A 26767-nucleotide genomic window follows, 5' to 3' on the forward strand; every position below is an offset into this window, starting at 1 on the left:
TTTCTTTTTCTCATTATTAAGCGTTGAGATACCAGGCGTGGGCTTCATGTACAACGGCCCGACCGTTATGACTAAATAACGAGAGGTCACGATCGTCTTTTTCTGGATATATCCGGCTACTGAGGGTGTATTCCCCGTGATTGACGAATACTTCGATGGAGGAACTATCGATGTAAATACGCAGAGTCAGTCGCTCTTCATCAGGAAGCGGTACGCTGCGATAGCCACTTAATTCATGTTGAGGATAATGACGCTCTACGACTAAACGCCGCGACTGACTATCAACATAGATTCGAGCCCCCTGACCAATATTGAGGCCAAACTGCTCAGCCGTGCTGAGGGGAATATTCAGATCCAACTGAATTTCAATCGGCTGCCCACCCTGCTCAACCACAATGGTCTGATGGGTTAATTCACTCACCTGCCACCGTCGGCAATCACCGCGCAATAATTCCAGTTCCTTTACCGGATTCATGCGCAACTGGCCTTTTTTATCCAGCGTAAGTTCTCGTGGCAAAGAGAGCATGCCAGCCCAACCGTCCGCTTTTTCTGGCATCGGAGATTCCCACATAGCCAGCCAGCCCATCACGATTCGACGGCCGTCAGGCGCAACAAAAGATTGCGGGGCGTAAAAATCGTGGCCATGATCCATTTCACGGAACCTTTGCTCAATCTGGTAAGCATCATCCTCTTGCCATTTACCGACCAAATACCCACTCTGGAATAGATTTCTGTAGTTATATCCCTCAGCGGCCATTCCCTGAGGTGAGAACATCAAAATATGCTTATCGGCAAGCGGGAAGAAATCCGGACATTCCCACATGTACCCCATCTTTTCATCGGACTGGCCCAGCGTGTTGACATAGTGCCAGTGGTGAAGATCGTCAGACTGATAGAGCTGCACTTCGCCAATATCGGCGACACGTGCGCCAACGACCATGTACCAGCCCTCTTTTTCTTGCCAAACTTTCGGATCGCGGAAATGGTGCACGCCTTCAGGTGTATCGATGACAATTCCCTTGCGTTCGAAATTTACTCCATCATGGCTGGTTGCCAGACATTGCACCTGATAGAGATTTTCATCGCAGGGCGTGCCATGGAATTTATGCCCGGTATAGATAAGCGCTAACTTGTCGCCATCGGATACCGCCGAACCTGAAAAACACCCATCCTTATCTTCTGGGCCTTCTGGGGCAAGAGCGATAGGGAGATGCTCCCAGTGCACCATGTCACGGCTTCGCGCATGTCCCCAATGCATTGGCCCCCAGACTGGTGCATAGGGATGATGTTGGTAAAAAGCGTGATAATACCCATCAAACCAAATTAAGCCATTGGGATCATTCATCCAGCCCGCCTGCGGGGCGAGGTGAAAACGGGGATACCAGCGTGGGTTTATCGATTCTTTCAATGTTTTAACGGCATTATTTGCCTGAATTCGTAACGTCATCATCGTCTTCCTAATTCGGTCGTTAGCGTCCTAATGCGCAAAAGATAACGTTAACATTTGTCGTTAGCCTCAAAAAAAGCGATATCTTTCGATGTTAATCACAAAAGTTAACGTTAACATTGAGAGAGTGTTAAGAAGCTCTCATTTTCATTGATATGTTTTGATAAACGGCAATTGAGTGACGGCGATGGAGTGATTTTACTGGTATCTTCGTGGCAGCAAGTTGCCCGAAATGACGAGAGGAAGGATAGATGGCGTCGCTAAAAGATGTCGCAAAACTGGCAAATGTCTCCTTGATGACGGTATCAAGGGCGCTGAATTACCCTCAGCAGCTTAAGCCAGAAACATACGCAACCGTGATGTCCGCCGTGGAAAAACTGGGTTATGTCTCTGACATGTCGGCGAAAAAAATCAGAGGCGCGAAATCAACGATCAGTACCATTGGCGTACTGGCGTTAGATACGATGACCACACCTTTTTCGGTCGATATTACCCTCTCGATTGAAGAAACCGCGCGAGCACACGGCTGGAACAGCTTTGTCGTCAATATGTTTACTAACGACGAGCCGGATAAAATGGTAGACCTGCTATTGGCCCATCGCCCAGATGGCATCATCTATACAACAATGGGGCTACGACAGGTTCCAGTCCCGAAGAAGCTACTCAGCGTACCTTGCGTACTCGCGAACTGTGAGAGCCTATCTGATGCTCTCCCCTCCTATATCCCCGATGATGAGGAAGGGCAATATCAGGGCGTCAAAGCCTTGCTGCTGGCCGGTTATAGAAAACTGCTGTGTATTCATCTGCCTGAAGGTATTGTCGCGACTGCACGTCGTCGGGCAGGCCTCGAACGTGCCTGTCGAGAAATGGGGATCGATCCAGACAGGTTGCTACACCATTATCTACCCGCCGGTGAAAGCCATCATATCGATGCAGCAGAAATCGTATTGCACCATTTCAACGGCGCGCAACCGCAATTTGACGCTGTCGTCTGCGGCAATGATCGTGTCGCCTTTGTCGTTTATCAGGTTTTATTGTCTCGTGGACTGCATATTCCCGATGATGTTGGCGTGTTGGGTTACGATAATATGGTCGGTACAGGGGAATTGTTTCTGCCACCACTTTCGACAGTGCAGTTGCCGCACTATGAAATAGGGCGTCTAAGTGCGCTGCATATTATTCATGGTGATAGCCATCATGACACTATTCGCGTCGCCAGCCCCTATTTGCCTCGGCAATCACTCTAGGTGCGCCCTTCCCCAAGAACCGTACCTAGAAAATGAACCGCACCTAAACATGTACAGCAGCGGTCCGAAAACCTTTCCCCCACAGCTATCCTTAACAACACTTTTCTCCTATACCCTGTGAATGCTATTTCTCATTAAGCGTAGCTGACAGCATTGTCAGGAAACCGTCAGGCTGATGACATGCCACAACCGTTAGAATCATGACGACGCAACATCTCTGGGCCACACAGCTCAGAGATAGCATTTCACGCCATCAAGGAAACAAATATTCTCATGGCGCAACCCCCTTCTCTATCCATATTAGATTGGGTCGTGATTGGGTTCGTGGAGAGTGAGAACCTTGATATTAGAAACGTTAAATGGACGGAGAAATAGACAAATGAATAACGCAACGTATATCAAATCACTGACGGCGGCTTTACTGATCTTCAGTTGTAGCCTAGCGTCAAATGCCACACCCACGACACAAGGAGCGTTAGAAATGAACCCACAACAAGTGTTATCCGAGACGTTATCTGCATGTCAGCAAGCCATTCCTCTCATTGCATCATTTATGGCAAGCAGTAACATGGGAAAACTCAATGTGGCGCTTAATCAAGGGTTGGATGCTGGATTGACCATAAATGAAACCAAAGAAATTCTTGTTCAACTTTATGCCTATACCGGCTTCCCTCGCAGCCTTAATGCATTAAATGAACTGATGAAGGTTGTTGAGGCACGCAAGCAACGTGGTATCAATGACCCCATAGGCAAAGAGCCTGTTAGCCCTATTCCCGTCGGAGAAGAGCTTCGTCGCGTAGGAACAGCCAACCAGACCAAAATATCGGGCGCTCCGGTACAAGGCCCCGTCTTCGAATTTGCGCCAGTCATTAACCAGTTTCTACAAACACATTTGTTCGGGGATATTTTTGCCCGTGACAATCTGGATTGGCAAAGCCGCGAGTTGGCCACAGTAGGCGCGCTAGCGGCCACACCCGGCGTAGAAGCACAATTGCTATCACATATGCGAGCCAGCCTACGCGTTGGGCTAACTGCGGGGCAATTGCATCAGCTTGTACAATTATTACGTGAACACGGAGAGACCGAGGCTGCGATGCGAGCTGAAAACGCCTTGAAACAGGCCTTAACAAAATGAGCAATGACCAGATTGCTGCCTAATCGTCATCCTTGTTGATTAATCCATGCACCCGCCGTTAGCGATACAGTTTATATATTCATCGCTACTAATATCTGGCCCCGTTGCTGGGTCAATACAATATGGCCACCATTGAGTGAAAGGGTTACAGTTTTCCGCTGTTGCTACCGTCGATACTGACAAAGCGCTAAACAACAGTATTTTAATTAATGCACTTTTCACTCTAACCTCCTCATGATAGGTTTTCATACCTCGATAAACGCTAGGTTTATAATTAGTTCAGAACCTCTATAATTCAATTAATTGAATTAATATATACATTGACGGGAACGTTCCCTTAAGTAAAATAGGCCTATTATGATTTCCCTGGTGTTGGCCAAATTGGCATCCCTTACCAACATTGACAGTGGTAAGGGCTTTTTTTAGGTGAAATCATGTTAAGAACGAACTCTTTACAGTGACTGAATGAATCAGTCTAGACTACCTTATAAATTTCGGATTAGTATAAATCACGCTTAATCCCATCTATACGTCTAAAAAACCTCTACGCATTTCTTTAAATCATTGATTACCTGCTTAAGTTACATATGATAGCTAATAGCATGAATTATTTAGCCCATGCTAGTAAATATATGAATTCCGTTCAGTGCCCAAGATAAATTCATTATAAGCACAATGAAAATAATATTAAATGCAAGGAATGACTGACTACGACTGGATAGTACCAGGGCAAACACGCTGGTCTGAATGGCTTACTCGCCCCATCATGACTGATTTATGGATAAAATCGACTAGGCCAAACGCGAGGCAGATCGCGTTATAACAGGTAAGGTGTAAGCGGATGAATCACTCAAAATCGATAATTACTGACTGAACAAACAAAAGTTAGAACATTTCAATAAATTACCTATCACTATGTTTTTAAAGTGATATTTAAAGAATAAAATGCTGCATGATATTTAATCATTTGTTTTAGCGGGATTTAGGGGTAAATAGCCAAATTAATCTCTTGATGTGGCTCACATAAAAACGAATGAAAACACATTCATACTAATTACGATCGCCTTCCCAATTCCTTATTAAAAGTCTAAATCTCGCTTTACTGTTTTTCAGTAGCGGCTTAAAACAAACGTATGTTTAAAAACAAACAAGTGTCCAATATGACTAATCGAGAAAAGCAGATACTGCAGCTTCTGAGACGTGATCCTTTGATCCCCCAGCAGGATATTGCCGATATTTTGGGTATTAGCCGCTCCGGTGTAGCAGGACATATTATGAATTTAATGAAGAAGGGATATATAAAAGGTAAAGGATATATTTTATCTGAGCATAGCTATGTTGTTATCGTCGGCTCAACTAATATGGATGTTTGCGGATACTCTGCATCTAAATTGGTTTATGAAGATTCCAACCCAGGTAAAATAAAGTGCACTCCCGGCGGAGTCGGCCGAAATATAGCGCAGAACATTGCCTTATTAGGGCGTGAGTGCCATTTAATTTCTGTCGTAGGCGATGACTTTTACGGTAATACCTTATTAGAGCAGGCAAAGTTAGCCGGTGTTCATATTGATAGTTTCCATAAACTGCATGGCGAAAGCACATCAACCTATGTCTCTTTATTAGATCATAATGGCGAAATGCTGGTGGCAATTAATGACATGCGAATATTAGAAAAACTGACACCGGCATTATTAGCAACATCAAAAGATCTCATTCATCATGCAGGCGTATTAGTCGTTGACTGTAATCTCACGGATGATGCTTTGGCATGGCTATTTAGCCACGCAGGCAGTATTCCAATTTTTGTTGATACGGTATCGGCCTTTAAAGCACCCAAAATCCGTAATTGGCTTTCACATATACACACGCTAAAACCGAATCGTCTAGAGGCCGAGACCCTTAGCGGAATGACCATTAATACCCCGCAAGATGCGCCTAGAGTCGCTCAATGGTTTCATGAGCAAGGTGTACAGCGAATTGCACTGAGTATGGGGTCAGTCGGTGTCTATTACAGTGAAATTGATGGGCAAAACGGTTGGTCCAGCCCTCCGCCGGTCAATGTCGTGAATGTCACTGGCGCTGGCGACGCCATGATGGCAGGACTTGCCAGTTGTTGGCTGGAAGATATGACACTTGCCGATAGCATTCGTTTTGCCCAAGGATGCTCTGCATTAACCCTTTCTTCCGAATTCACTAATAACCCTAATCTGTCGAATGGCAGTGTTCAAAAACTGTTGGAATTACAATCATGAAAAATAACGTTATGACCAATGAATTTCTGGATATTTCACCGGAAGTGGCCGAAGCATTAGCGAATAATCGTCCCGTTGTGGCTTTAGAATCGACCATTATCTCTCATGGCATGCCTTATCCACAAAACGCAGAAACAGCGTTGGCCGTTGAGCAGCAAATTCGTGAAAACGGTGCAGTACCTGCCACGATTGCGATTATTAACGGCCGAATGAAAGCAGGCTTATCCCGTGAGGAGATTGAATTGCTCGGCAAGGAGGGCCACAACGTGGCGAAAGTGAGCCGCCGCGATCTGCCCTTTATCGTCGCTGCTGGGAAAAACGGCGCGACGACCGTCGCTTCAACGATGATTATCGCCGAAATGGCGGGCATTCATGTCTTTGCCACTGGCGGTATTGGTGGCGTTCACCGCGGTGCAGAACTGACGTTTGATATTTCAGCCGATCTGCAAGAGTTGGCTAAAACCAACGTGGCGGTGGTTTGCGCGGGAGCCAAATCGATTCTGGATTTAGGATTAACCACAGAATATCTTGAAACGCATGGTGTACCCTTGATTGGTTATCAGACTCAGGTTTTACCCGCCTTTTTCTGCCGGACTAGCCCGTTCTCCGTCAGCATCCAACTCGATGAGCCAGAGCAAATTGCCAAAGCGATGGCGACCAAGTGGCAGTCAGGTTTGGCGGGTGGCATGGTGATTGCCAACCCTATCCCTGAGCAGTTCGCGATGCCTGAAGCCAAAATCAATGACGCTATTGAGCAGGCGGTGCAAGAATCGATAGAACAAGGCGTTCATGGAAAAGATAGCACGCCGTTCCTGCTGGCGAGAGTGGCTGAACTGACCGGTGGCGATAGTCTGCACTCAAATATTCAATTGGTATTCAATAATGCAAAACTGGCAGCTCAAATTGCATGTTGTTATCAAGAAACAGCAGCCTAAAAACAGCGTTATTCCTTAAGTTTTATCCTGATATTAAACATTAAATAATAGCGACTACCTGAAAGGTGGGCGGGCATCTGTATGCTCTCATCGCCTTTCAGGTATGGACGTATTTATTGAAGGAACGGATTTATGGACTTATTACGCAGCTTACTCGGTATTGGTATCCTTCTTTTAATTGCCTTTGTATTTTCTAACAACCGAAAAAAAATAAGTATAAGAACAGTGGGTGCGGCGCTTCTTTTGCAGATTATTCTGGGTGCCATCATGCTGTATGTCCCTGCAGGCAAATGGCTGATTAATTCTATTGCCGGTGGCGTTAACAAAGTTATTTCGTACAGCGATGCGGGTAGCTCATTTATTTTTGGTGGTTTGGTTGGCCCCAAAATGGATCTGTTATTTGACGGCGCTGGATTTGTTTTTGCCTTTCACGTATTACCCGCGATTATTTTTATTACCTCGCTGATATCCATTCTTTATTACATTGGCGTCATGGGCTGGCTCATCGATATTCTCGGTTATGTCTTCCAAAAAATGATGCGCGTGAGCAAAGTGGAAGCTTTTGCCGCCGTCACCACGATATTTCTCGGACAAAATGAGCTTCCAGCCGTACTCAAACCCTTTATTAATAAAATGAACCAGAATGAGCTGTTCACGGTCATTTGCAGCGGAATGGCATCAATCGCAGGTTCAATGCTGGTTGGCTATGCGGGTTTAGGCGTCCCCATTGAATACTTACTGGCCGCCTCGTTGATGGCGATCCCCGGTGGGATATTATTTGCACGTATGCTAAGCCCTGCCACACAGGAGTCGCAAGTTGAGTTTAGCCAAATGTCATTTAGCGATAAACGTCCGGCTAGCATCATTGAAGCCGCGGCCAACGGTGCAATGTTAGGGCTGAAAATTGCCGTGGGCGTGGCAACGGTGGTCATGGCGTTTGTTGCCTTAATCGCGTTGATCAATGGCATCATTGGTGGCCTCGGCGGATTGTTTGGTTGGCCAAACGTCAGCCTTGAAAGTTTACTGGGTTATATTTTCTCACCTTTGGCATACATCATGGGCGTTAGCTGGGATAACTCCGCACTGGCCGGTGGGTTGATTGGACAAAAACTCGCGATCAACGAGTTTGTGGCTTATGTGAATTTCTCGCCTTATCTCAAGGATGCTTCGGGTGCCTTGGATCCAAAAACAATCGCCGTTATCTCTTTTGCGCTCTGTGGTTTTGCTAACTTTGGCTCAATCGCGGTCGTAGTGGGTGCCTTTAGCGCCGTGGCACCAGAACGCGCATCGGATATTGCACGTTTAGGATTACGCGCTTTGCTTGCAGCGACGCTCTCCAATCTGATGAGTGCAACGATTGCCGGTCTGTTCATCGGGCTTGGGGCACTGGCGATAGTGTCGTGACGAAAAGTGAACGTCGGTTGCTGATTTGCCTTGCACTCAGCACCGACGTTTTATCTGGTGTTTGGGCATGGTTAGCCGAACAGTTAGTCCTCATGAGCTGGATTGGCTTCTTAGATTGCACAACCGATAAAAGTGAGTAACAAGTGGACGTTATACCTAAACCCGATTTATTCAGCGAAGCCTAAAGCCAACTATCATTGTCAGAGGATCTCAATTACTATTCTGAAAGAACTGGTCGCTTATTCGGAAAATAAAGAAATGTCCGACTAGCTGGCCGTGATATGCAAATATCAGCAAATAATATGGCGTGTAAGCCATAGACAATACCCCTCTGAAAGGAAATCAGTATGGACCTGTCGTCGCATAAGAATTGCGTCATGCCATCGGAGGCGGCAGAAAGCCTATGTCGTTCCCTCCCCGTGTTACTCAATTCCCCATCAACGGAAAGCAGCCGGTTAACCCCCACGGTTTACCAGAAAATACTCTACTATTGCGGTGTCCGGCCCGAATTATCAGGGTGGCGCAGATTCCTGACTCTGTTTTTGACTTCATTGGGATTTTTAGCACTCGTCGCTGGAATGGTGTTTTTCATTGCATGGAATTGGGCAGCCATGCCAAAAATGGCGAAGTTTGGTCTGGTTGAATTGCTGATTATTGCTTTAACCGTGGTGGTCTGGTGGCGATGGTATGACACCGTCTCTCAATCAGCACTACTGGCATTAGGGTTGAGCTTTGGTGGGTTATTTGCGCTATACGGCCAGATATATCAAACCGGTGCCGATAGCTGGGAGCTTTTCCGCGCATGGACGTTAGTACTGCTGCCTCTGGCGATCATTGGTCGTCGCAATGGTTTGTGGTTCTGTACGTGGGTCATTGCCAATCTGGCATTCCAGCTTTATTACGCCAGTCGTATCCCCTTCTTTTTGGATAATTTCTCGTCGGGATCTTTCTATTGGCTTAGTGATATCACGCTCTACCTTTATTTTGCAGTGCAGGCATGTTGCCTGATTTTCCGCGAAGCACTGGCTGAATATGCCCAGAAGCGTGACCCTCAGAGTTGGCTAGTCAGTCGTTGGCTACCCCGCGTCATAGCCGCGTATTTATTAGCAACGATCACACCACCCGCGGCGGCTTCTTTCTTCGCTTGGGGCGGATTTTATGCTGGGAAAATTGCGCTGATTTTCTGGGTGATAACACTTCTCGTTGGATATGGCTATTACCGCTATCGCCGCCCAGATTTATGCATGCTGACGTTGGGTGTCATAAGCGCAATGTTCGTGGGAAGTGCCTTCATCATACGGATATTTGACCATTCATGGGATGTTGACACCTTATTTTTGACGGGATGCGTGATCGCATTGTGGCTGACGGGCGGCGGGGCTATTTTGCTGCATTGGCGGCGGCAGTTATATCAGCGACACACTAAGGATATTGCACCAGATGCAATGGCTGCGTTGTTACAAGAACTTCGTCAGCAACAATTATTGAATGATGAACAAGTGACTGAAATCACTCAGATAGATCACTCTCTCCATTTGCCTTGGTACTTGCGGGCAGTTCTGGCATTGGGCGGCTGGGTGGCCGCCTTTATCATCCTCATGTTATTGGTTTTACTGCTATATATCATGGGGTTGCTAGATTCTCTCTCGGGTGTCACGTTATTGGTTCCTTCACTTATCATTGCGGCACTGGCCGCCAGATTGCTGCGGGCACGGGGGATTGGTAAGCAACACATTGGCTTGGCGTGGGCGATTGCTGCCACCTGCGGTTTGTGTTTTAGCGTTTATCTGCTGACTAACCCTAACTGGGACAGCAATATCTTTATTGATTCGCTGTGGTGCTTGCCAGTGCTAGCGGTAATGGCGATGGTTATGCCGAGCCGGCCTTATCGTTTTATGGCAGTAACTGCTTTCGTGTTCATTCTGGTGCTGTCCTCGGGCTATCTTGTTAGTGCTCATTTCACATCATCGATTACGACGATTGCCATACCGCTGCTGGTCGCGGCTATTCTGGCAAGTTGGATCGGGGTGATTACCCAGCAGGATGCACCGCATAATGCAATTCGACGTGAAGTGATAGCCAGTCTGCGACATGGGATCCCGGCGGGGTTGGCACTGTTGTGTCTCGCCAGTATTCATTCCAATAGCTTTGATGAACTGTTTTGGGATTTCTCGGCAACCGCTTACCTCCCGCTCATTTTGGGGCGTGGCATCGCCGCCGGTCTGCTACTGTGCGCGGCAGTGCAGGCTTTTGCCTTCCGAACGCCTAATACGGTGGTTTACCTTCCTGCTGCGATACTTTGTGGTGTTATTGCTTTATTCGCACCGGGTATCGGCTTCGGCTTGGTGCTACTGCTGGCAGCACGGTATCAAGGCAGCAAAGAAGAGTTAGTCATTTCAGCGGTCTTCTTAATGCTGTACCTGATCTATTGGTATTACTTCCTGAGCATCACGCTCTTACACAAATCGCTGTTACTGGTCGTAACTGGAGTGGTTCTTTTGGGACTCGCGCTGGCGGCGAAAAAGTTACTACCCGCGAACTCTGGAGCCCATTATGCAAACTAAGCCTATTCTAAAATGGTTGGCTGGTGGTGTGGTGGTGTTGGCACTCATCGTGACCAATGCTTCTATTTACATGAAAGAGCAGCTATTAAAGCACGGCGCGATAGTGATCCTAGAACTGGCTCCGGTAGACCCACGCTCCCTGATGCAAGGGGATTATATGGTGCTGAATTATGCGCTGACTCAACCATTACAGCAGACAATGTATCAGCAGCGCGAGGCTTGCCTCGAGGATACAAATGCCTGTATACAGCCTAGCGGAAGATTGGTCTTGAATTTAGATGAGCAACGGCATGTGACGAATGCAGTATTTGATCAAGGGCAACCTCTTCAGCCGCAGGAAATAGTGATGAAATATCATCTCTCATCCGGTTCAATAAATATTGGTACGCCGAGCTATTTCTTTCAGGAAGGGAATGCCGAACGCTTCGCTGGTGCGCGTTACGGTGAGTTCCGCGTCGATAATGACGGCACTGCGCTACTGACTTATCTGCTAGATGAAAATGGAAAACGTATTCTTCCCTGATCATTAGCGACATAAGAAAGAATATCTTACCAAAGGCAAATTAGGTGATGAGTTTCAGGCTGAGTATTTCATCAGGCCTGTGACTCATCAGCCTCTCCTTGGTATATCCCCAGTGTTTGTGTTGCACAATATTCGATCTACGACGCTTAAAAGAAATTAACATTAGAAACAGAGTGAAAAATTCCGTTTATAGGTAGATAAGTTCGAGGAGACGTGATAATTAAAGCCGCGATGGAGCCTATGAGCCTAATGATTTAGCCAATTTTATGCCCTATATATGCTTACTATACGTCAAGGTGATTCATGCAATAGTGCAATGACATCATTTCGTTTGTGAGACTGCCCGTTATTAATTTCACTCAAGGAGGAGTAATGAAAGAGTATGTCATTCCCACAATTTTAGTCGCGGTAAGCATAATGAGCCTTTCTTTTGTCGCAGCATACCTTTTCGAACTGCTCGGCCATGGGGTTATAAACATCGGTGGACTTTGTGTTGATGGGATTCATATTTACCCTGACTACTAGCCTAAAGCTATCTCACCAACTAAGACTCGCGATTTGCAATCGTTGGTTTCACACCCGAGTTATACCTACAGATATTGTGATTGATGGATTAATAGCGCATGGCAAACATTATTAACGCCAACAGAACTCGAAAGAGTATTTTCTGGGGGAAAAACAGATGACTTGGTTGGTTAATATAGGGCTGATGATTGGTTTCAGGTTGAATGCTAAAACCCGCACTCAGCGGGTCTAATTTGCATCTGCTACCTTATTTCGGCTTCTTGTAGTTTATGGTGACTTCCATGCCACGGGTTGGCTTATTAGACTCATACTTCCATTTATAGATAGAGTCTAAGGCTGATTTCTCAAAGAGATTCTTAGGTTCGGCCTCAACAACCTTTGCGTTCTCAACCTTTCCGGCAGCGTTAATATCATAAGTAATCTTCACATACCCTTCTTTATCGTGCGCCCAGGCACGAGAAGGATATATTTCAATATTTCGCTCAATTAACTGCGGCACATCATTACTTGAAATTGAATCATTCGCATTAGCTGTGACCTGATAAGGAGATGAAAAGCACAACACCAGAAGTCCAATCTTCATTTTATTTTTCATAATTATATCGCTCATTCTTTCTGAATAATTAACGATAACAATATTGACAATAAGGTTATAATTGTTTGTACAGATCAATAACGCGATATTGATCGTTTAAAACGATCAACTTTCAAAATAAACATCATCAGTGCACGGATGCGTCCGAAAGCAAAACCCATGTAGGGCTTTGCTTGTGTCGGTACTATTATTTACTCTTCAAGATACCTACTACTCATCTCATCTAATGCGCGGGAAAGCATCTTAACCTCCCTGCATTGCCTGTCTTTCCCAGCACTTTTATTGAATGGCGACCTGCAAAATTGACGCATTTTCCCAGCCCAGTAAGCTTTAACTATTGATGATTCCACTAGTTTTATACATGCAGTATGCTCTTTCACCGAATAGCTGCGAATACACGCTGCTTCTGATACTAGAGCTATCGCTGGCACTGGTATATTTTCATTTGTCGAAGAAGATACAGAAAACGCCGGACTTGATATAAGTAGGATGCTTAGAAATAATTTCATGTTGATACCTTGTTTCAAGAATGTGAAATACAAGGCTAGCTCCTCCTTAGCCAAACTAATCTCAAGAATATTCAATGCAAATATAACAATGTAAATAAAGTGCCAGGAATCTACTGAAAGCAAAATCATCAAGAGCACCAATAAAATGCTCTTTGTGATAATTACGCCGTGATAGTGATATTACTCGTTCCGGTTTTAGCGCCATCATTCGTGGTGAATGTGATTGTCGCCGTGCCGACTGCAATGCGTGTGACCAAACCAGTTGAGCTAACCGTTGCCTTGGTTGCGTCAGAGGTTGTCCATACGCCAGTTTTATCGGTAGCGCCCGCAGGTAGAACATTCGGTGTTAATTGAACAGTCAACCCCATAGCCCCGGCTGGCGTCGCTCTCAACGACACCGCTTGTCGATTATTACGCAGCCAGATTGCGCTGCTAGATACCAAAGGCAAAATTCATCGTCAAAGAGCCGTCAATTTTAGTATCTTCAGTGATAGTGCCTTTCATATCAGTTACACCAGCCAATACCGGTTGGACCTCAAAATCAGCACTAAATACTTTACCTGCCGTTTGGGTGTTTGCAGCAGATGCCCAGCCTGTAACAGAACCAGACCAAAGATTTGCTGAGGTGGCAACAGAAGTAAAAGCATTGGTACTCGTGTAGTACAGATTGGATGGCTGATTATCAACCTTGGCATTAGACAGCACCACCCAGTAGAATCCAATTTTTCCGTTGCCGTTGATAGAACCCAGACCAAATCTTGCCTTAGTTTCAGTCGAACTCGCTGTAGCTGCCCGATTATCAACAGGGGTTACGTTCAGGTAAGTCGGGGCATCACAGATTATTGTCCAACTTTTACTCATTTTAGGTAATTCAGTCGTTGTTGTGCCTGATTTAATCTGAGTTGAACTTATATTACCAAAATTATAAACACCGCTGTCTGGTGCATTAATATTACATGTCGGAACACCTATTTTCCCTTTAACTTTTAATTCAGCTGTTGGGGGTGCTGCGTGCGCAGCTGTTGCGCATAAAATCAGAAAGGCCAACACAGTCAATTGCTTTTTCATTTTATATTCCAAGCGAGTTTCAACCACTTACATTAAGTAATTGTGGTTTTTTTGGTAAAACACACAAAAAAATGACCAAGGTCAATGTTTTTTTATTTTACCTTCATAAATCATTGTCATTCTTTGGGGGATTATTGACCATCGGATCAGGGGTTGACTTGCGTAGGAATTTTCTCAACTCAGTTCAAAGGGTGCTTTTTATCTCAAGACAAAAAAGCCCACCGAAGCGAGCCTGAACACGTACGTTAACGATTTCATGTGGTTAACTATAATTTGAAGCCGGTTATGGTTCCGGCATCAACACCTGCCAATGTGTTGACCGCATACCTTTCAGTGGTGCTCTGGCGAACGTAGAAATAAAAAAACCAGAATCAAACCAGAGATTTTATGAATCCAACCAAAGGGAGGCTAAAAATTGCGATAACCAGCGCAAAAGATGGAATGCCGAATAACCATATTACCCATTTTTTCTGAAGTATTGCCCCTGCGATAAACCCCAGCACAACCGCGATGGTTATAGGCCAATAGACCGACGCTCCAAAAATGAAATAAATTAGCCATGAAAAAGGGTCTTTCGGGTCGAAAGAGAATAATGAATGCATACTTTCTTGTTACATCCTTGTAAAGATATACCCCACCAAAGTGAGACTTAAAATTGATACAAACCCTGCCTAGGAATGCTAGATAATGAATAAGACAGGTGCATCCTTGAATACTTGATAGATTTCTTCACTTGGCGGTTTCGGGATTTTAGCTTTTTTAATCGCAATGATAGCGGCCTGACATAGCTCAGGATCTCCATCGGACGCCCTTACATCGGCTAAAGTACCATCCCGCAAGATACGGATCCGTAGAGAGCAAGTTCGGCCTTTGTACAAATCGGCATCATGAAGCTCTCGGCTAATAGCCTCTGTAATTTGCTTGTAATAGCTACCCACCTCTGAAGGGGTGCTTAATTCACTAATAGGCTGGGGAGTCTTAAGATTCACCTGCCGTTTGTCCACACACCCAGTGATAAATAATAGACACATGCTCAATATTAGCGGAGATACGCTAAATACAAAGAAAGGTTTAGATCTTCTCATTCCCTAAGCTCGACCGAATTTGAAATTGTAATTTTGCAGTATACATGTGCCCATGCGAATGCAGAAAAGCAAAAAGACCCAGCGATTAACTGAGCCTTCTTGATTGTGTAAGCTATGTGACGAACTGACTACTCTTATCATGATATTCAGCTTTTTACGCACGTAAAGATTATTTTTCATATCTAACACATCCTTGCGCCAAGTGGGTTATCGTCAAGCAACGAGTCTGACTTGTTTATCCATTTCGAGCTTTACTTCTAGCATCATCAGATGGTCGTCAATAACCCCCTCTGCGTTCTGTAGCTTTTTGCCAATATGCCCATCTGAGCAGTGATGTTCTTTCGATAACGGCATGAAAGTTTTCCCAAATACGTAATAATCAAACAACAAGTTATGGACCACTGGGTGTTTACTATTTAATCCAGCCATAACACCTGAAATAGTTAACCCGTCCTCATCACAGCGTTAAACTCGGCTCTTTACTTTTGATGGGATTAGACCTGAAAATCCTACGGCGATGGGAGGCTTGCATTAAAGAGATCGGGCATTGAAAACTTTCGCTTTCATGACCTTCGGCACACATGGGCTAGCTGGTTAGTTCAGGCAGGTGTTCCGCTGACAGTTTTACAAGAAATGGGGGGTTGGGAATCTATTGAAATGGTTCAGAGATATGCACATCTCGCACCACGCCATTTAAGCGCTCACGCCAAGCAAATTGATAGTATTTTTGATGGGCATGTCCCAAATTCGTCCCACGCAGACAATTTGGAATTGCTTAAAGTTGTGTAAGTCGTTGATTATTAATGGTACGCCCTACAGGGCTCGAACCTGTGACCTACGGCTTAGAAGGCCGTTGCTCTATCCAACTGAGCTAAGGGCGCATTTGATAATTACCGCAGGCTAGACGCTGCTTGGTAGTCAGTTGCGGGGTGGATTATACGGGCAGTCGCTTTCGAGTCAATGGGTTTTCACCTTGAGGTTTAACAACTGTCTATTTAATCGTTAATTAATCGTTATTATACGCCTGACAGCGCGGCTCGCTTCTGACAAAATAGGCAGATTCCCGCTTTTTTAATTGATGGACCCTTCCACTGATGTCAGCAAAAATTATTGATGGTAAAACGATTGCGCAGCAGGTAAGAAACGAAGTTGCTGCGTTAGTACAAAAACGCCTGGCTGCGGGTAAGCGTGCACCGGGCCTTGCCGTTGTGTTAGTGGGTGAAAACCCTGCGTCACAAATTTATGTAGCCAGTAAACGTAAGGCATGCGAAGAGGTAGGCTTTATCTCCCGCTCTTATGACCTCCCGATGTCCACCACTGAAGCTGAATTATTGGCACTGATTGATTCATTGAATGACGATAATGATATCGATGGAATATTGGTGCAACTGCCGCTGCCTGCTGGCATTGATAATGTCAAAGTACTGGAGCGTATCCATCCAGATAAAGACGTCGATGGCTTCCATCCGTATAACGTTGGCCGTTTGTGCCAACGCGCGCCGAAACTACGCCCTTGTACCCCACGCGGCATCGTTACTCTGCTAGAGCGATATGATATCCCAACCTACGGCCTGAACGCTGTTGTCGTGGGTGCCTCCAATATCGTCGGTCGGCCGATGAGCCTTGAGCTGCTGTTGGCAGGCTGCACCACGACAGTTACTCATCGTTTTACCAAAAATCTGCGTCAACATATCGAAAACGCTGACTTATTGGTGGTTGCCGTAGGTAAACCCGGTTTCATCCCCGGTGAGTGGATTAAACCCGGTGCTATCGTGATTGATGTCGGTATTAACCGTTTGGAAAGTGGTAAAGTAGTCGGCGATGTAGAATTTGATGTTGCTGTTGAACGTGCCGGTTGGATTACACCCGTTCCGGGTGGCGTTGGGCCAATGACCGTTGCAACACTGATACAAAATACCTTGCAAGCCTGCGAGGAATATCACGACATCACTGAAAATTGATTGAAAGGACAGTAATGGAAATTTTTCATTTAGAAAAACACCCGCATGTTGAGCTATGCGACTTATTAAAGTTGCAAGGCTGGAGTGATAGCGGTGCTTCAGCAAAAGCCGTCATTGCAGAGGGTCATGTAAAAGTTAACGGTAATGTCGAAACGCGCAAACGTTGTAAAATCATTGCTGATCAAATTGTTGAGTACCAAGGCATGAAAGTGCAGGTTAAAGCCTAACCTGCTCGTCAGTCGCGAAATTCAACGCGCTAATGCAAAGGGTACTGATAAAATTGCGGTTGCTGGTTGAAGCCAGAGCCGCAATATTCTTTAAGTAAAATGTGAGTGACAAAATAGCAGGGAATGCAACGAAAGCATTTTGGCTATGTTTTACACAGGTGAATATTGCCATACGAAAAATAAATCATACTATGATGTTTTTAATTGGTTTAAACGCTGCGTAAACTCAATGCTGTGGTTGAATAACACACTCGCTTCGTGAATTAGGTTACTGGTTTTTTCATGCATATTTAAAAATTGTGTGATTTTTATCATGTTGAGATAAACATTTTCGTCAACGTGAAATTTTGAGTAATTCTCAGCCCATATCAAATATCCAGTCAGTAAACTGATATCTTTTTCTGTATTAAAAATCATCAAATTGTGAACTTGTTCATCGAACTGGTAGCGCGAAAAATTGATATATGGGTTATACAGTTCTCTGGCCGATGAAAAAGAAATAAATCCGCCACGTTCTAGATCGGTCAATACCAGCGTGGCCTTAAACCCAGTGATCAGAAAGTAGAGTGCACATAAAGATGAAAATCTCACTACACAACTAAAGCCATTAGCAATGACTGAAGTTCTGGTGGAGTTAGCTTCTGTTCCGCTATCAATAAAAGATAAGAGTAAAAGCAGCGTAATAATATGTGCAACTGATTGATATAATGGATACTCCGTCATCGTATGCAGTACAATTGGTAAGCTTAATATGAATAAGGATAAACACTTCCTACGCCAGGCAAAGAATAGTAATTGTAGATAACCAGCGAATAAAGCCAACATTCCTAGCAGCGCAATAAAACCGCCTTCAACCCACCAAAATAAGAACTCATTATGAGGATGAGTGATCCGAGGCATTGAAATGGAGGGTGTCTGATCTGCCAGAAAGTGGTGAAAACTATATTCAAAAGAACCATAGCCCCACCCTAGCCAGAGCTTATCTTGAATCATTTCCCACGTATTGGTCAGTATTAGCCATCGCTCAGTATTAGAACCTGAATGAGAGATTGTCGTAATGTGGCTTTCCAATAACAAGATAATACCATTCAGTACTCCCACACAAATAAATATCAATGACAGCCAGCACCAAAGTCGTTGTCGTCGATAGTGAATAAATAACATTGCAGCGCAACTCAATGACGCCCCTAGATAACCGATTCTAGATTGCAGTAGAACAATTGTCATTGGGAGTAATAGAAATGATAATAGTAAAATAACATCACTGATATTGAACGAACGATATGCTGTTTGAGATTTTACTCGCTCGCCCCCCTTAGTTAAAAATAAATAAAGACTTACTACTAAACCCGTTGCCGCAAAACTTGCCATAACGTTAACTTGCTGAAAAATACCATAAGGGCGACTAAAATTAACGTTGAATTCCATCCAGTTATTATCTTCAAACAAAAAAATCTGTGCGAGTGTTATTATCGTTTCAATCAGAACTGCGCCAAGCAACACCCATAGTAAAAATAATTTCTCTTTAGTTTTAAAATGGCATTGCAGCAAAGTAAAATAAAAAATGATACTACCCAGTAAGGCTAACACCCTAATAACACCACTTTTACTGGGCACGTTTTGCGGAAAAAAAACAGGTATAAATAACAATAATAATCCTGCTAAAAAAAACAAGCATGCATGATTAAATCGTAGCTGACTATTGCGATCCAAAAAACACCATGAACCAAAAATCACAATAAAAACCGTGATCCAACCGATAATGTTACTGGGAAGACGTAACCCTGAGCCGCCCATATTAGAAATATAGATATGCATTGCAACTAGCATATAAATCGTAATAACACTGATTGTTATGATTTTTACTTTTATCATATCTGTACAAAATATATCCATCTCGAATAATCATGTATCAATTACTCAAGATAGCATTAGCTTGCTCCATTTTTTTTGCCAAATGATTATGGTGGGATAAGTTTTAACTTTTATCTCTAACGTTAAATTCTAAAACTAAGCGCTAGATAACATTAACGGTTAATACCGTGCTTCCGCTAAAAGCGCCGGCAGTGACGTAACCATAAGGCGTACTAAGTGTTGATGAAATCTTCACTAACTCATACCCGCCACCGTAGATATAAATTAATGCTCCACCATTGGCTTGGGTTGAATCATTAACCGTTATTTTGGTCTTCAAACTACCATCTGAACGTAAAGTCACACCATTTGTCGCCGCTGGCGTTAATTGAATGTATTGACCCGTTTTACATTGAATAGATAAGTAGTTCGAGGCAACATGTCCACTGACGACATTAGTATTAATCGTACCATGGTTAATTGTAATCGGAGCAGTACTGATGGTGCATGGGGGTTCAACAACCGCAGCGGGCAACGTCGCAGACAAGCATTTTCTTACTACGGTCGATGCTCTCGGTACAGCACCATGACAGACAATCAGCGTGTTGACTGCATTCAAGTTGATTCCGGCGGGGATGACTAAGCCAGCATTGATATACTGGTTGGCAAAATTCGCTACCTGAGCATAGGTCACCGTATTCTGAGTTTGGTTGCCATTACGCACCGCAATACAACCTGCCGGAAGTGCCGTTGCGTTAGTGGGTGGGATACACCGGCTCGAACCTTGATAGCCCGCAACAATATCGAATGCAAAGTTATTCGCCCCTATTCTTACTCCGGTACGCGTTAGTTCGTAGGGGCTATCATATGCACTGAATGAACCACTAACACGCCTTGTATTTGCATCAACCGTAATTGCTCCATCGGCAGTGGTGGCCAGCAACAGATATAAAGTAATAACAAGATGAGTCATATTTTTCATCATAGAGTATTCCATTAATCAATAGCTAAATTTGAGGTAAATAAATTCGCCACACTCTCGGCCCATTAATTGTAAGTAAACTTGAAAGTGGCAATGGCGCTAAAATAACCTAGAGTAATCGTTCTTTGGCTAATTGCCTCTTCTTCAGCAGCAACATATGCGCGTAAGGGAATAATATTTTCGCCATCATTTAAAGCTATATCATCACTTCGAATATCTAGGGGTAGCTTTTTACCGAGCATGGTTTCGAGACCAATCCCAATTCCCTTAGCTTGGCTATTTGGTGCTAATGCCAATAGTCCTGGTAAATTTGGATTCTCTTGACCACTGAATACCATCGTCATACTTTGTGTTTTTTTAGTATCACAGCCCTCTAAAAAAAGCTTAAATGAACGCCCAATTGTGCGCTGATTTTTATAAAGATACTTATCTGATATTGGCCCTAAGCTCACCTCACGATTCTCACTTCCGGGCTTTATGGTACAAGGAAGTGACTCAATTAATGTACCATGCAAATTAACATCAGTCGCAATAGCATCATTAATTGAAAATAAAGCAGCGAAAATCAGCCAGAAATTATGTAAAAAACAATGCATACTCCATCTCATCCTAAATATACTCGACCAATAAAGTGGCTGTTGCGTCAAATTTCCCACCAGTTAATATGGCATCTTTATTTTTGACTGGAACGGCTTCGAGTAGCGGAATGTTTTTATATTGAAAATACATCCATTCATTAACATCTATTTTCTGCCCATTCCTTATTATTTGAATCCCCAGATCTTCAACTGAAGTCAATAATAATGTTTGATCAAAACTGCTGACATCCCCTTTCAATTGCATTTTTAATGCAAACTCAGGATTCACATCACAGGCGAGAGTATAATCAATGGGTTTCTTATAATTAATGCCATCAACTTTCGTCGTTTCTACTGAGTTACTGAAATCCACATCAATTTGTTTAGCGCCACTAATAACACAGGGCGGTGGGTTAATTAATGTACCGTGAAAATACATATTATAGGCGTAAGTTTCTGTAGTAGATACTAATCCAAATAATAAGCAATAGGTAAAAATACGGTACATAGCATGATTCCTATTTATCTAAATTCAACAATTAACGTCGCAGTGCCGTCAAAAAAACCCGTTTCCAAAACTGAGCCGCCACGCTTAATCGGTACAGCCTCAAGTTTAGGAATAGAGGGATATGTATAATCAAACCAACCACTATGAACTTTCCCATTGAGCAGGAACTCAATACCCAAATTATCATTACTCGTTTTAAGCGCAGTATTGGAAAAACCCGCAGTGTCGCCACTAATTTTCATTCTCATACTGTTAGAGGTCGAGTTTTTACACGTAACAGAGTAGGTTACTTTTTGCAGATAATTACTCCCATTAACCAAATTAGTCATGACTTTACTACCAAAATCTACGTCGATAGTGTTGCCACCATTGATTACGCAAGATGGTGGTTCTGTAATAACACCACTGATATTCACCTGAATAATTTCTGCATTGACTTCATCGCAACAAAAAAATAGTAATCCTAAAAAAAGAATGAAATAGTATCTAAACTGATGTTTTTTTATCGAGATAATCACGATTTAACTGGGCTACCTTCACAATTTTCACTGTTACAATTAAATATCAACTTTGGTCGTCCACCGTAATCGTTTATATACGTCAGTACTGGAGATTTACCCAAAGCTGCCGCAGAGATTCCCAGTGAAGTAGTTGATTTCGGTGCAATCATTATTGGCGTAAAATCATTCGCGCCTTTTCCCTTTACGTGACTAGCCGCATCCACCAAAGTAATAAAATAAGGAGTGGGGTTAGCCACTAAATAACTATCACCTTGACGAGTAAGTGTGATCTTTTCTTGCCACGGTGTAGCCATATCTGCTTTCGTTGGCATAATATTTTTGGGGCGATAAAACAACTTCACTCTGGTTTGCAGGGCAATTTGTAACGTATTAGGTTTGTCACTGCGTGGTGGTATTTCCCGTATGTTGAAATAAAAAAGCGTCTCTACCTCTTGCGATAACTGCTCAACGCCTGGCATGGCGACAACTTTTATCTGACTTTCAGCACCAGGTTCAACGCGCTGAATAGGAGGCAATATGGTTAATGGCGTAGTGATTTTATTCCCTAATTCATCCTCAATCCAACCTTGGGCGAGATAAGGTAATTGCTTATTATGATTACTAATACTCAAACTAACTGACTTTTCATTTCCATTAACAATGACTCGGGTGCGATCCAATGCGATCGCAGCCACAGCCTGTTGGCTAATAATACTAGCCAATAATAGTATAAAAATAGGGGTGTTACGTAATTTCATTATCTCTTGCCTGTGTTGTCTGAATTAATTTTCTCAATGAACTTATGACTCAATATTGGCTACAACGACTGAAATACAGGGCAGTAGCAGGCTAGATTGAGCAATTCCAGGCAATGATTTTGGCAATGTAATCGTACATTGCATTTTACCTCCCCATGTTACTGCCATCTTTTCGCCCGCAATAACGCCGGATAAATACACACTGCCATCATCACTAATAATGCCTGTTTCTTGCTGATTCTCATTCATGACTGTCGAGCCAAAAGGCGGTGATGACCCGTCAACTAAGCGGATAACTGCCATCGTTTTTTCACCCGCAATAACCTTAAAACGCCGATAACCAATAGCCCCCTCAGTTAATGTTGCCTGTGCCACAGATTGAGTCGCCTCAATATTGTCGGCTAAATTATCTAAGTCTATGCTGACGCTATTACGGTAATAGTTGTTAATGTCCATTATTACCGCCTTACCAAATAGATTACTGTTCATCGTTGTGCCATAGCCGCGTATTGGCACCCCAGAAACACCATTGGTATCCGTCATCAATCGTGTTCCACCAAGCGTACTCACCCGATGCACTGCAGCCCCTTTAGCTGTGAAGGTCACTCCGCCTTGCATAGATATACCAACGGATGAGAATTGGTTTTCCTGATAGCTGGCATTCGTATTCACTTCAGCGCTGTTACCTAAGTGACTGAAATAGCCACTCACCAAGCTCCCCTTTCGTGTATGACCCGCACTTATTTGGTAATTATTATGCTCATTTGCTTGGTGGTAATAATTTATCGCTTGGGAGTCCGTACCTTTGCTAGTGTTATTATTAACACTGATGGTTCCATTTTCGCCAAATGGCATAGACAAAGATAAATACATACCATTTTCATTAATGTTATTGATCTTGTTCTGATACGCCGATAACGAAACATTCAAATTACTAATTGAGCCCCAGTTAAAATATCGCGATACAGATAAGCTGTAGCGATCATTGGTCGGCTGATCCCAATAAGTCTGGTGGCTATAGTCAAGATAAGTACTTATGGCTAATAGACGAAATTGCTTATTGATTCTAATGGTATACATTTCTTTATTATTTCCGAAGTGAGTATTATTATTTTTCTCTCGAAGCGAAAGAAACTCACCCATCGTCATAAAGTCGCGCTCAGAAAATCGATAACCGGCAAATGTCACTTGGCTATCATATTCCTCGAAATTTTTGGAATAACTTAATCGGTATGAAGAACCCGTTAGTGTTTCTTCCTTTTGTATTTTTGCCCTCGATTCCGTCATATCGAACGAGAGTGCACCGAAAAGCATTAGGTCACGCCCGATACCCAATGACAGTGCTCCATACTCTCCTCCCATAATCCCACCACCGTACAAAGACCAACCATTGCTCACGCCCCAAGAAAACTCAGAAGTCGCGAATGTTGGACCATTAGTATGGTGATGCCAGTCCGATGGCCTCCCCAGCGCCATTTTATAACGTACTGCACCTGGGCGGGACAAATAGGGGATAGTGGCCGTATTGATTTGAAAAGTTTGTACACTCCCATCCCGTTCTTCAACCCGAACATCTAATTTGCCGGAAACTGAGTCACTAATATCCCTAATATGAAATGGCCCTGCCGCTACCTGAGTGTCATAAAGAACTCTGTCTTGTTGGCTAATTACCACTCTGGCATTGGTTCTGGCTACTCCACTCACTTCCGGCGCATAACCACGTAAATTGGGTGGCAGCATGTTGTCATCTGAATGCAAACTGGCACCGCTAAAACGAAAACTGTCGAATAAGTCTGAATTTAAAAAATCTTCACCTATAGTTAATTGGGCCGATAATGAAGGTAAAGCTCTGTACAGATAATAGCGGCTCCATTCAAATCTCTGCCGATTCCCAGCAGTTGAATTCGTTGGTTGTTCCAACTGAGATTGCCAGTCAGCACGTAACCGCCAACGCCCTAAATTAGCCCCAGCGACACCATTGCCATTAGTGGTATAAGTTTTTGTTTTATCATTTTGTTGAGTGACCTGACTGCTCACACTGTAGTCAAATAATAATCCTGAGACACCATTATCCCAAGCTGATGGTGGATCCCAATTATCTGTGTGGTATTCCAAATATGCTTGCGGAATACTGAGGTATAAAGTAGATGAACTGAGATCACCACGTGCTTCCATACCGCTTAATTGTGAGAAATCTAAGCACTGCTGTTTATGTTGCCAACGGAATTGGCTCGCCATGTCGACTTTGAAACCCAACAACTCAACTAAATCTATTGATATACAAGGCAAACTGAGCTTTGGGTCATTATCAGGTGAAAAAAATTCAATCGTCTGCTCAGGTATAACCTGTTGATTCGCATGTACTGACATCTGATAGCTGCCAGGCATAATGTAATCGCGCTGTGAAAACTGACTTAAGTCAATATTAGAGCGGTCTTTCACATCAAGCACATCAGTATTAAATTGAATTTCATCGGCAGCAATAGCCCATCTGACAATGCACAATAATACCAATGCTACTATTACCTGAAGTGCTATTGGCCGATAAAGCAAGTCATGATAAATATTGGCCAGCATTACAGGCTATCTCCATTATTTGCAATCTCAGCACGATATAAATTACCGTGCACGATTAAATGCATGCGGACTTATCCGCATGCATCCCCGTTGCAATTAACCTGGATTACTGATAAGCCAAGGAGAAGTTAGCAATCGATTGGAATTCACCAGGAATAATAGTGGAGGAAGCGCCATCACCCTGTAAATAGGCAGAGAATGCCAACACGTTATTGCCATCTTGGATTGTTTGCGCTTTTCCTGACTCACCCAACTTAATAACATCACCAGCACCATCAGTAATGGCAATGCTTGCACCGCGGGCAGTTCCTGTAATACCTAATAAGTCACCATTGCCTGTTGAATGAGAACTAGTAAATTTTGTTGAGACAGTTTTCAATGTTGCCGTATCGCAATTTTCCAATTTTATTTGGAAATTTTTAGGCTTAGACTTTCCGCCATCTTTTAAAATGACATTAGAGATCTGACCTAAATTAACGGTTTGGTCAATCGTATCTGGTGTAATTGAGCAAGGTGAATCAATGATAGAACCGTTAAATGTCACGGTCCCTTGCCCCTCATCTTTTGGTGCAGCGTTTGCTGCAGTCGCCATTACGGCAATACTCATACCCAATGCTATAGCAAGTTTAGTTAGTTTCATTATAATCACCAAATTCCATCAGCTTGAATTTATTACCGGTGGAGAATCAATTTCCATGTCCCACCGGTTGCCACTAATAATAAATCACGAGATGCTTTACAAAAAAAATAGCCAATCAATCTCGATGCATAAATGCTATTTCAAGACCATGGTAAAATGAAATAAAATAACTTTAAAAAGTCAAACTTTTACTTATTAATAATATGCATTTACTCTTAAATAAAATTATTTTATTTCTTAAATGGCAATTGGCCTTATAAATCAATAGTGTTTACAAAGGTAACAGTGATAACACTGTCGGAAAATATTATTACATGTTGACTGAAATGATGAGGGATTAGATATTAAAAAGAGAGGACACTTCGCCCTCTGCATTTTTCCTTTTATTCGCTTGATTCTTTACTGTGCTAGAGCTTTTTGCATAAAAACTGAGGAATAGCGGTCGTTGAGAAAACGTAACCATTGTTGGCATTAGGATAAACACCAAAATTAATCCATCCATCTTCACGAGTCAGATAGGAGTACAGGTGTTTGCGAGCAATTTCAATTGGTATATTGTCGACTGGATTAATGTTTAGCTTCACTGTTTTTAACAAGTAAACTGAAGCATCCTTAGGATTGTAGCTCACCTCTGCATTACGTTTTATTCTATATTTTTTGTCGCCTATCGCTATCTCGCCAGAAAAATCGACAACCCCTTTCCCCTGAGATAAGTAGATATAAATACCAGAGCTTAATTGGCTGTGCTGCTCAGACCCAGCATAGTTGTATCTTATTTGGGCGTAGCAGCTAATGCGATCATCAAGTGGAGAGGCATTCTTATAAAATGAGTAACTGAAAGATAGGGCTAAAGCGATGACAATAGCAAAGATAACAATAATAAACTTTTTCAT

General features: G+C 43.3%; 27 protein-coding genes, 1 tRNA gene and 2 pseudogenes. 12 read left to right on the forward strand and 18 right to left on the reverse strand.

The window, feature by feature from the left end:
• Window positions 1-16 precede the first annotated feature (16 nt).
• Window positions 17-1447 carry a glycoside hydrolase family 32 protein gene (locus DA391_RS16390; RefSeq protein ID WP_409994414.1) on the reverse strand — a complete coding sequence of 477 codons (1431 nt, stop codon included), beginning with the start codon at window positions 1445-1447 and terminating at the stop codon, window positions 17-19.
• A gap of 251 nt (window positions 1448-1698) precedes the next feature.
• On the opposite strand from DA391_RS16390, the gene DA391_RS16395 reads away from it, so the two are divergent.
• Together DA391_RS16395 and DA391_RS16400 are read left to right on the forward strand one after the other, a co-directional pair.
• A complete protein-coding gene (locus tag DA391_RS16395) occupies window positions 1699-2694 on the forward strand; it encodes a LacI family DNA-binding transcriptional regulator (RefSeq protein ID WP_050082387.1) in 996 nt (331 codons plus the stop codon).
• A gap of 379 nt (window positions 2695-3073) precedes the next feature.
• Entirely contained in the window at window positions 3074-3829 is a 756-nt protein-coding gene (locus DA391_RS16400; protein WP_050873562.1) for a carboxymuconolactone decarboxylase family protein, read from the forward strand.
• A gap of 39 nt (window positions 3830-3868) precedes the next feature.
• Here the strand turns inward: DA391_RS16400 and DA391_RS24245 are convergent, their stop codons facing one another.
• Complete coding sequence (locus DA391_RS24245) at window positions 3869-4051, reverse strand: hypothetical protein (RefSeq protein ID WP_138070047.1); 183 nt, start codon at window positions 4049-4051, stop codon at window positions 3869-3871.
• Between the two features lie 938 nt (window positions 4052-4989).
• Between DA391_RS24245 and DA391_RS16405 the strand changes: the two genes are divergently transcribed.
• From DA391_RS16405 to DA391_RS24355, 7 genes are all read left to right on the forward strand, one after another.
• The gene (locus DA391_RS16405) at window positions 4990-6081 is read left to right on the forward strand and encodes a PfkB family carbohydrate kinase (protein WP_230820121.1); all 1092 of its coding nucleotides are present in this window, start codon (window positions 4990-4992) and stop codon (window positions 6079-6081) included.
• The gene (locus tag DA391_RS16410) at window positions 6078-7016 is read left to right on the forward strand and encodes a pseudouridine-5'-phosphate glycosidase (RefSeq protein WP_050082383.1); all 939 of its coding nucleotides are present in this window, start codon (window positions 6078-6080) and stop codon (window positions 7014-7016) included. The genes DA391_RS16405 and DA391_RS16410 overlap by 4 nt, the downstream gene beginning before the upstream one ends.
• Window positions 7017-7148: 132 nt before the next feature.
• Complete coding sequence (locus DA391_RS16415; RefSeq protein ID WP_050082381.1) at window positions 7149-8420, forward strand: NupC/NupG family nucleoside CNT transporter; 1272 nt, start codon at window positions 7149-7151, stop codon at window positions 8418-8420.
• Window positions 8417-8560: a hypothetical protein gene (locus DA391_RS16420; RefSeq protein ID WP_230820122.1), complete on the forward strand. Its 144-nt coding sequence runs from the start codon at window positions 8417-8419 to the stop codon at window positions 8558-8560. The genes DA391_RS16415 and DA391_RS16420 overlap by 4 nt, the downstream gene beginning before the upstream one ends.
• Before the next feature lie 207 nt (window positions 8561-8767).
• Window positions 8768-10984, forward strand: a complete 2217-nt coding sequence (locus tag DA391_RS16425; protein ID WP_108087997.1) for a DUF4401 domain-containing protein — start codon at window positions 8768-8770, stop codon at window positions 10982-10984.
• Window positions 10974-11507, forward strand: coding sequence for a GDYXXLXY domain-containing protein (locus DA391_RS16430; RefSeq protein ID WP_108087998.1), 534 nt, complete (start codon window positions 10974-10976; stop codon window positions 11505-11507). Before DA391_RS16425 ends, DA391_RS16430 begins: the two co-directional genes overlap by 11 nt.
• Window positions 11508-11879: 372 nt before the next feature.
• Window positions 11880-12032 carry a hypothetical protein gene (locus DA391_RS24355; RefSeq protein WP_167311196.1) on the forward strand — a complete coding sequence of 51 codons (153 nt, stop codon included), beginning with the start codon at window positions 11880-11882 and terminating at the stop codon, window positions 12030-12032.
• 247 nt (window positions 12033-12279) lie between these two features.
• Here the strand turns inward: DA391_RS24355 and DA391_RS16435 are convergent, their stop codons facing one another.
• The 6 genes and pseudogenes from DA391_RS16435 to DA391_RS16465 form a co-directional block, all read right to left on the reverse strand.
• Window positions 12280-12627 (reverse strand): TonB family protein, encoded by a 348-nt coding sequence (locus DA391_RS16435; protein ID WP_050873567.1) that lies wholly within the window; start codon window positions 12625-12627, stop codon window positions 12280-12282.
• A gap of 191 nt (window positions 12628-12818) precedes the next feature.
• Entirely contained in the window at window positions 12819-13265 is a 447-nt protein-coding gene (locus DA391_RS16440) for a hypothetical protein (RefSeq protein WP_226722942.1), read from the reverse strand.
• Window positions 13266-13297: 32 nt separating this feature from the next.
• Window positions 13298-13504: an Ig-like domain-containing protein gene (locus DA391_RS16445; protein ID WP_050082540.1), complete on the reverse strand. Its 207-nt coding sequence runs from the start codon at window positions 13502-13504 to the stop codon at window positions 13298-13300.
• 64 nt (window positions 13505-13568) lie between these two features.
• Window positions 13569-14204, reverse strand: coding sequence for a DUF1120 domain-containing protein (locus DA391_RS16450; protein ID WP_050082374.1), 636 nt, complete (start codon window positions 14202-14204; stop codon window positions 13569-13571).
• A gap of 680 nt (window positions 14205-14884) precedes the next feature.
• Complete coding sequence (tolA, locus tag DA391_RS16460; protein ID WP_226722944.1) at window positions 14885-15193, reverse strand: cell envelope integrity protein TolA; 309 nt, start codon at window positions 15191-15193, stop codon at window positions 14885-14887.
• 309 nt (window positions 15194-15502) lie between these two features.
• Window positions 15503-15814: pseudogene (locus DA391_RS16465) on the reverse strand (antiterminator Q family protein); the annotation flags it as partial.
• Here DA391_RS16465 and DA391_RS16470 point away from each other — a divergent pair.
• A pseudogene (locus DA391_RS16470) lies at window positions 15812-16078 on the forward strand (tyrosine-type recombinase/integrase); the annotation flags it as partial. The pseudogenes DA391_RS16465 and DA391_RS16470 sit on opposite strands and share 3 nt — an antisense overlap.
• 15 nt (window positions 16079-16093) lie before the next feature.
• On the opposite strand, the gene DA391_RS16475 reads toward DA391_RS16470, so the two are convergent.
• Window positions 16094-16170 (reverse strand) — tRNA-Arg (locus tag DA391_RS16475).
• A gap of 213 nt (window positions 16171-16383) precedes the next feature.
• Here DA391_RS16475 and folD point away from each other — a divergent pair.
• Entirely contained in the window at window positions 16384-17250 is an 867-nt protein-coding gene (folD, locus tag DA391_RS16480; protein ID WP_019212809.1) for a bifunctional methylenetetrahydrofolate dehydrogenase/methenyltetrahydrofolate cyclohydrolase FolD, read from the forward strand.
• 14 nt (window positions 17251-17264) lie between these two features.
• Window positions 17265-17477, forward strand: a complete 213-nt coding sequence (gene ybcJ, locus DA391_RS16485) for a ribosome-associated protein YbcJ (protein ID WP_050082695.1) — start codon at window positions 17265-17267, stop codon at window positions 17475-17477.
• Window positions 17478-17666: 189 nt separating this feature from the next.
• On the opposite strand, the gene DA391_RS16490 is transcribed toward ybcJ, so the two are convergent.
• From DA391_RS16490 to DA391_RS16530, 9 genes are all read right to left on the reverse strand, one after another.
• On the reverse strand, window positions 17667-19373 hold the full coding sequence (locus tag DA391_RS16490) for a PglL family O-oligosaccharyltransferase (protein ID WP_108087999.1): 1707 nt from the start codon (window positions 19371-19373) through the stop codon (window positions 17667-17669).
• 121 nt (window positions 19374-19494) lie between these two features.
• Window positions 19495-20316, reverse strand: coding sequence for a hypothetical protein (locus DA391_RS16495; RefSeq protein ID WP_050082693.1), 822 nt, complete (start codon window positions 20314-20316; stop codon window positions 19495-19497).
• Between the two features lie 62 nt (window positions 20317-20378).
• Complete coding sequence (locus DA391_RS16500) at window positions 20379-20909, reverse strand: fimbrial protein (protein WP_050082692.1); 531 nt, start codon at window positions 20907-20909, stop codon at window positions 20379-20381.
• 13 nt (window positions 20910-20922) lie between these two features.
• Window positions 20923-21399 carry a fimbrial protein gene (locus DA391_RS16505; RefSeq protein WP_050082691.1) on the reverse strand — a complete coding sequence of 159 codons (477 nt, stop codon included), beginning with the start codon at window positions 21397-21399 and terminating at the stop codon, window positions 20923-20925.
• Between the two features lie 14 nt (window positions 21400-21413).
• Entirely contained in the window at window positions 21414-21815 is a 402-nt protein-coding gene (locus DA391_RS16510) for a fimbrial protein (protein ID WP_226723079.1), read from the reverse strand.
• A gap of 98 nt (window positions 21816-21913) precedes the next feature.
• A complete protein-coding gene (locus tag DA391_RS16515; protein ID WP_098904288.1) occupies window positions 21914-22657 on the reverse strand; it encodes a fimbria/pilus periplasmic chaperone in 744 nt (247 codons plus the stop codon).
• A 42-nt stretch (window positions 22658-22699) separates the two neighbouring features.
• Window positions 22700-25234 carry an outer membrane usher protein gene (locus DA391_RS16520; protein ID WP_108088000.1) on the reverse strand — a complete coding sequence of 845 codons (2535 nt, stop codon included), beginning with the start codon at window positions 25232-25234 and terminating at the stop codon, window positions 22700-22702.
• A gap of 106 nt (window positions 25235-25340) precedes the next feature.
• The gene (locus DA391_RS16525; protein ID WP_050082688.1) at window positions 25341-25874 is read right to left on the reverse strand and encodes a fimbrial protein; all 534 of its coding nucleotides are present in this window, start codon (window positions 25872-25874) and stop codon (window positions 25341-25343) included.
• Window positions 25875-26281: 407 nt separating this feature from the next.
• On the reverse strand, window positions 26282-26767 hold the full coding sequence (locus DA391_RS16530) for a hypothetical protein (protein WP_050082684.1): 486 nt from the start codon (window positions 26765-26767) through the stop codon (window positions 26282-26284).

This window comes from Yersinia massiliensis (assembly GCF_003048255.1).
GTDB classification, from domain to species: Bacteria; Pseudomonadota; Gammaproteobacteria; order Enterobacterales; family Enterobacteriaceae; genus Yersinia; species Yersinia massiliensis_A.

What these genes read in the sequence shown, in the direction of transcription:
- DA391_RS16500 (WP_050082692.1), bottom strand. Translation starts at nt 20,909, where the DNA reads ATGCATTGTTTTTTACATAATTTCTGGCTGATTTTCGCTGCTTTATTT.
- DA391_RS16445 (WP_050082540.1), bottom strand. Translation starts at nt 13,504, where the DNA reads ATGGGGTTGACTGTTCAATTAACACCGAATGTTCTACCTGCGGGCGCT.
- DA391_RS16440 (WP_226722942.1), bottom strand. Translation starts at nt 13,265, where the DNA reads ATGATTTTGCTTTCAGTAGATTCCTGGCACTTTATTTACATTGTTATA.
- DA391_RS24355 (WP_167311196.1), top strand. Translation starts at nt 11,880, where the DNA reads ATGAAAGAGTATGTCATTCCCACAATTTTAGTCGCGGTAAGCATAATG.
- DA391_RS16490 (WP_108087999.1), bottom strand. Translation starts at nt 19,373, where the DNA reads ATGGATATATTTTGTACAGATATGATAAAAGTAAAAATCATAACAATC.
- DA391_RS16435 (WP_050873567.1), bottom strand. Translation starts at nt 12,627, where the DNA reads ATGAAAAATAAAATGAAGATTGGACTTCTGGTGTTGTGCTTTTCATCT.
- DA391_RS16395 (WP_050082387.1), top strand. Translation starts at nt 1,699, where the DNA reads ATGGCGTCGCTAAAAGATGTCGCAAAACTGGCAAATGTCTCCTTGATG.
- DA391_RS16450 (WP_050082374.1), bottom strand. Translation starts at nt 14,204, where the DNA reads ATGAAAAAGCAATTGACTGTGTTGGCCTTTCTGATTTTATGCGCAACA.
- DA391_RS16390 (WP_409994414.1), bottom strand. Translation starts at nt 1,447, where the DNA reads ATGACGTTACGAATTCAGGCAAATAATGCCGTTAAAACATTGAAAGAA.
- DA391_RS16425 (WP_108087997.1), top strand. Translation starts at nt 8,768, where the DNA reads ATGGACCTGTCGTCGCATAAGAATTGCGTCATGCCATCGGAGGCGGCA.
- DA391_RS16520 (WP_108088000.1), bottom strand. Translation starts at nt 25,234, where the DNA reads ATGCTGGCCAATATTTATCATGACTTGCTTTATCGGCCAATAGCACTT.
- DA391_RS16410 (WP_050082383.1), top strand. Translation starts at nt 6,078, where the DNA reads ATGAAAAATAACGTTATGACCAATGAATTTCTGGATATTTCACCGGAA.
- DA391_RS16415 (WP_050082381.1), top strand. Translation starts at nt 7,149, where the DNA reads ATGGACTTATTACGCAGCTTACTCGGTATTGGTATCCTTCTTTTAATT.
- DA391_RS16405 (WP_230820121.1), top strand. Translation starts at nt 4,990, where the DNA reads ATGACTAATCGAGAAAAGCAGATACTGCAGCTTCTGAGACGTGATCCT.
- DA391_RS16400 (WP_050873562.1), top strand. Translation starts at nt 3,074, where the DNA reads ATGAATAACGCAACGTATATCAAATCACTGACGGCGGCTTTACTGATC.
- DA391_RS16515 (WP_098904288.1), bottom strand. Translation starts at nt 22,657, where the DNA reads ATGAAATTACGTAACACCCCTATTTTTATACTATTATTGGCTAGTATT.
- DA391_RS16495 (WP_050082693.1), bottom strand. Translation starts at nt 20,316, where the DNA reads ATGATGAAAAATATGACTCATCTTGTTATTACTTTATATCTGTTGCTG.
- DA391_RS16530 (WP_050082684.1), bottom strand. Translation starts at nt 26,767, where the DNA reads ATGAAAAAGTTTATTATTGTTATCTTTGCTATTGTCATCGCTTTAGCC.
- DA391_RS16525 (WP_050082688.1), bottom strand. Translation starts at nt 25,874, where the DNA reads ATGAAACTAACTAAACTTGCTATAGCATTGGGTATGAGTATTGCCGTA.
- folD (WP_019212809.1), top strand. Translation starts at nt 16,384, where the DNA reads ATGTCAGCAAAAATTATTGATGGTAAAACGATTGCGCAGCAGGTAAGA.
- DA391_RS16505 (WP_050082691.1), bottom strand. Translation starts at nt 21,399, where the DNA reads ATGTACCGTATTTTTACCTATTGCTTATTATTTGGATTAGTATCTACT.
- DA391_RS16430 (WP_108087998.1), top strand. Translation starts at nt 10,974, where the DNA reads ATGCAAACTAAGCCTATTCTAAAATGGTTGGCTGGTGGTGTGGTGGTG.
- ybcJ (WP_050082695.1), top strand. Translation starts at nt 17,265, where the DNA reads ATGGAAATTTTTCATTTAGAAAAACACCCGCATGTTGAGCTATGCGAC.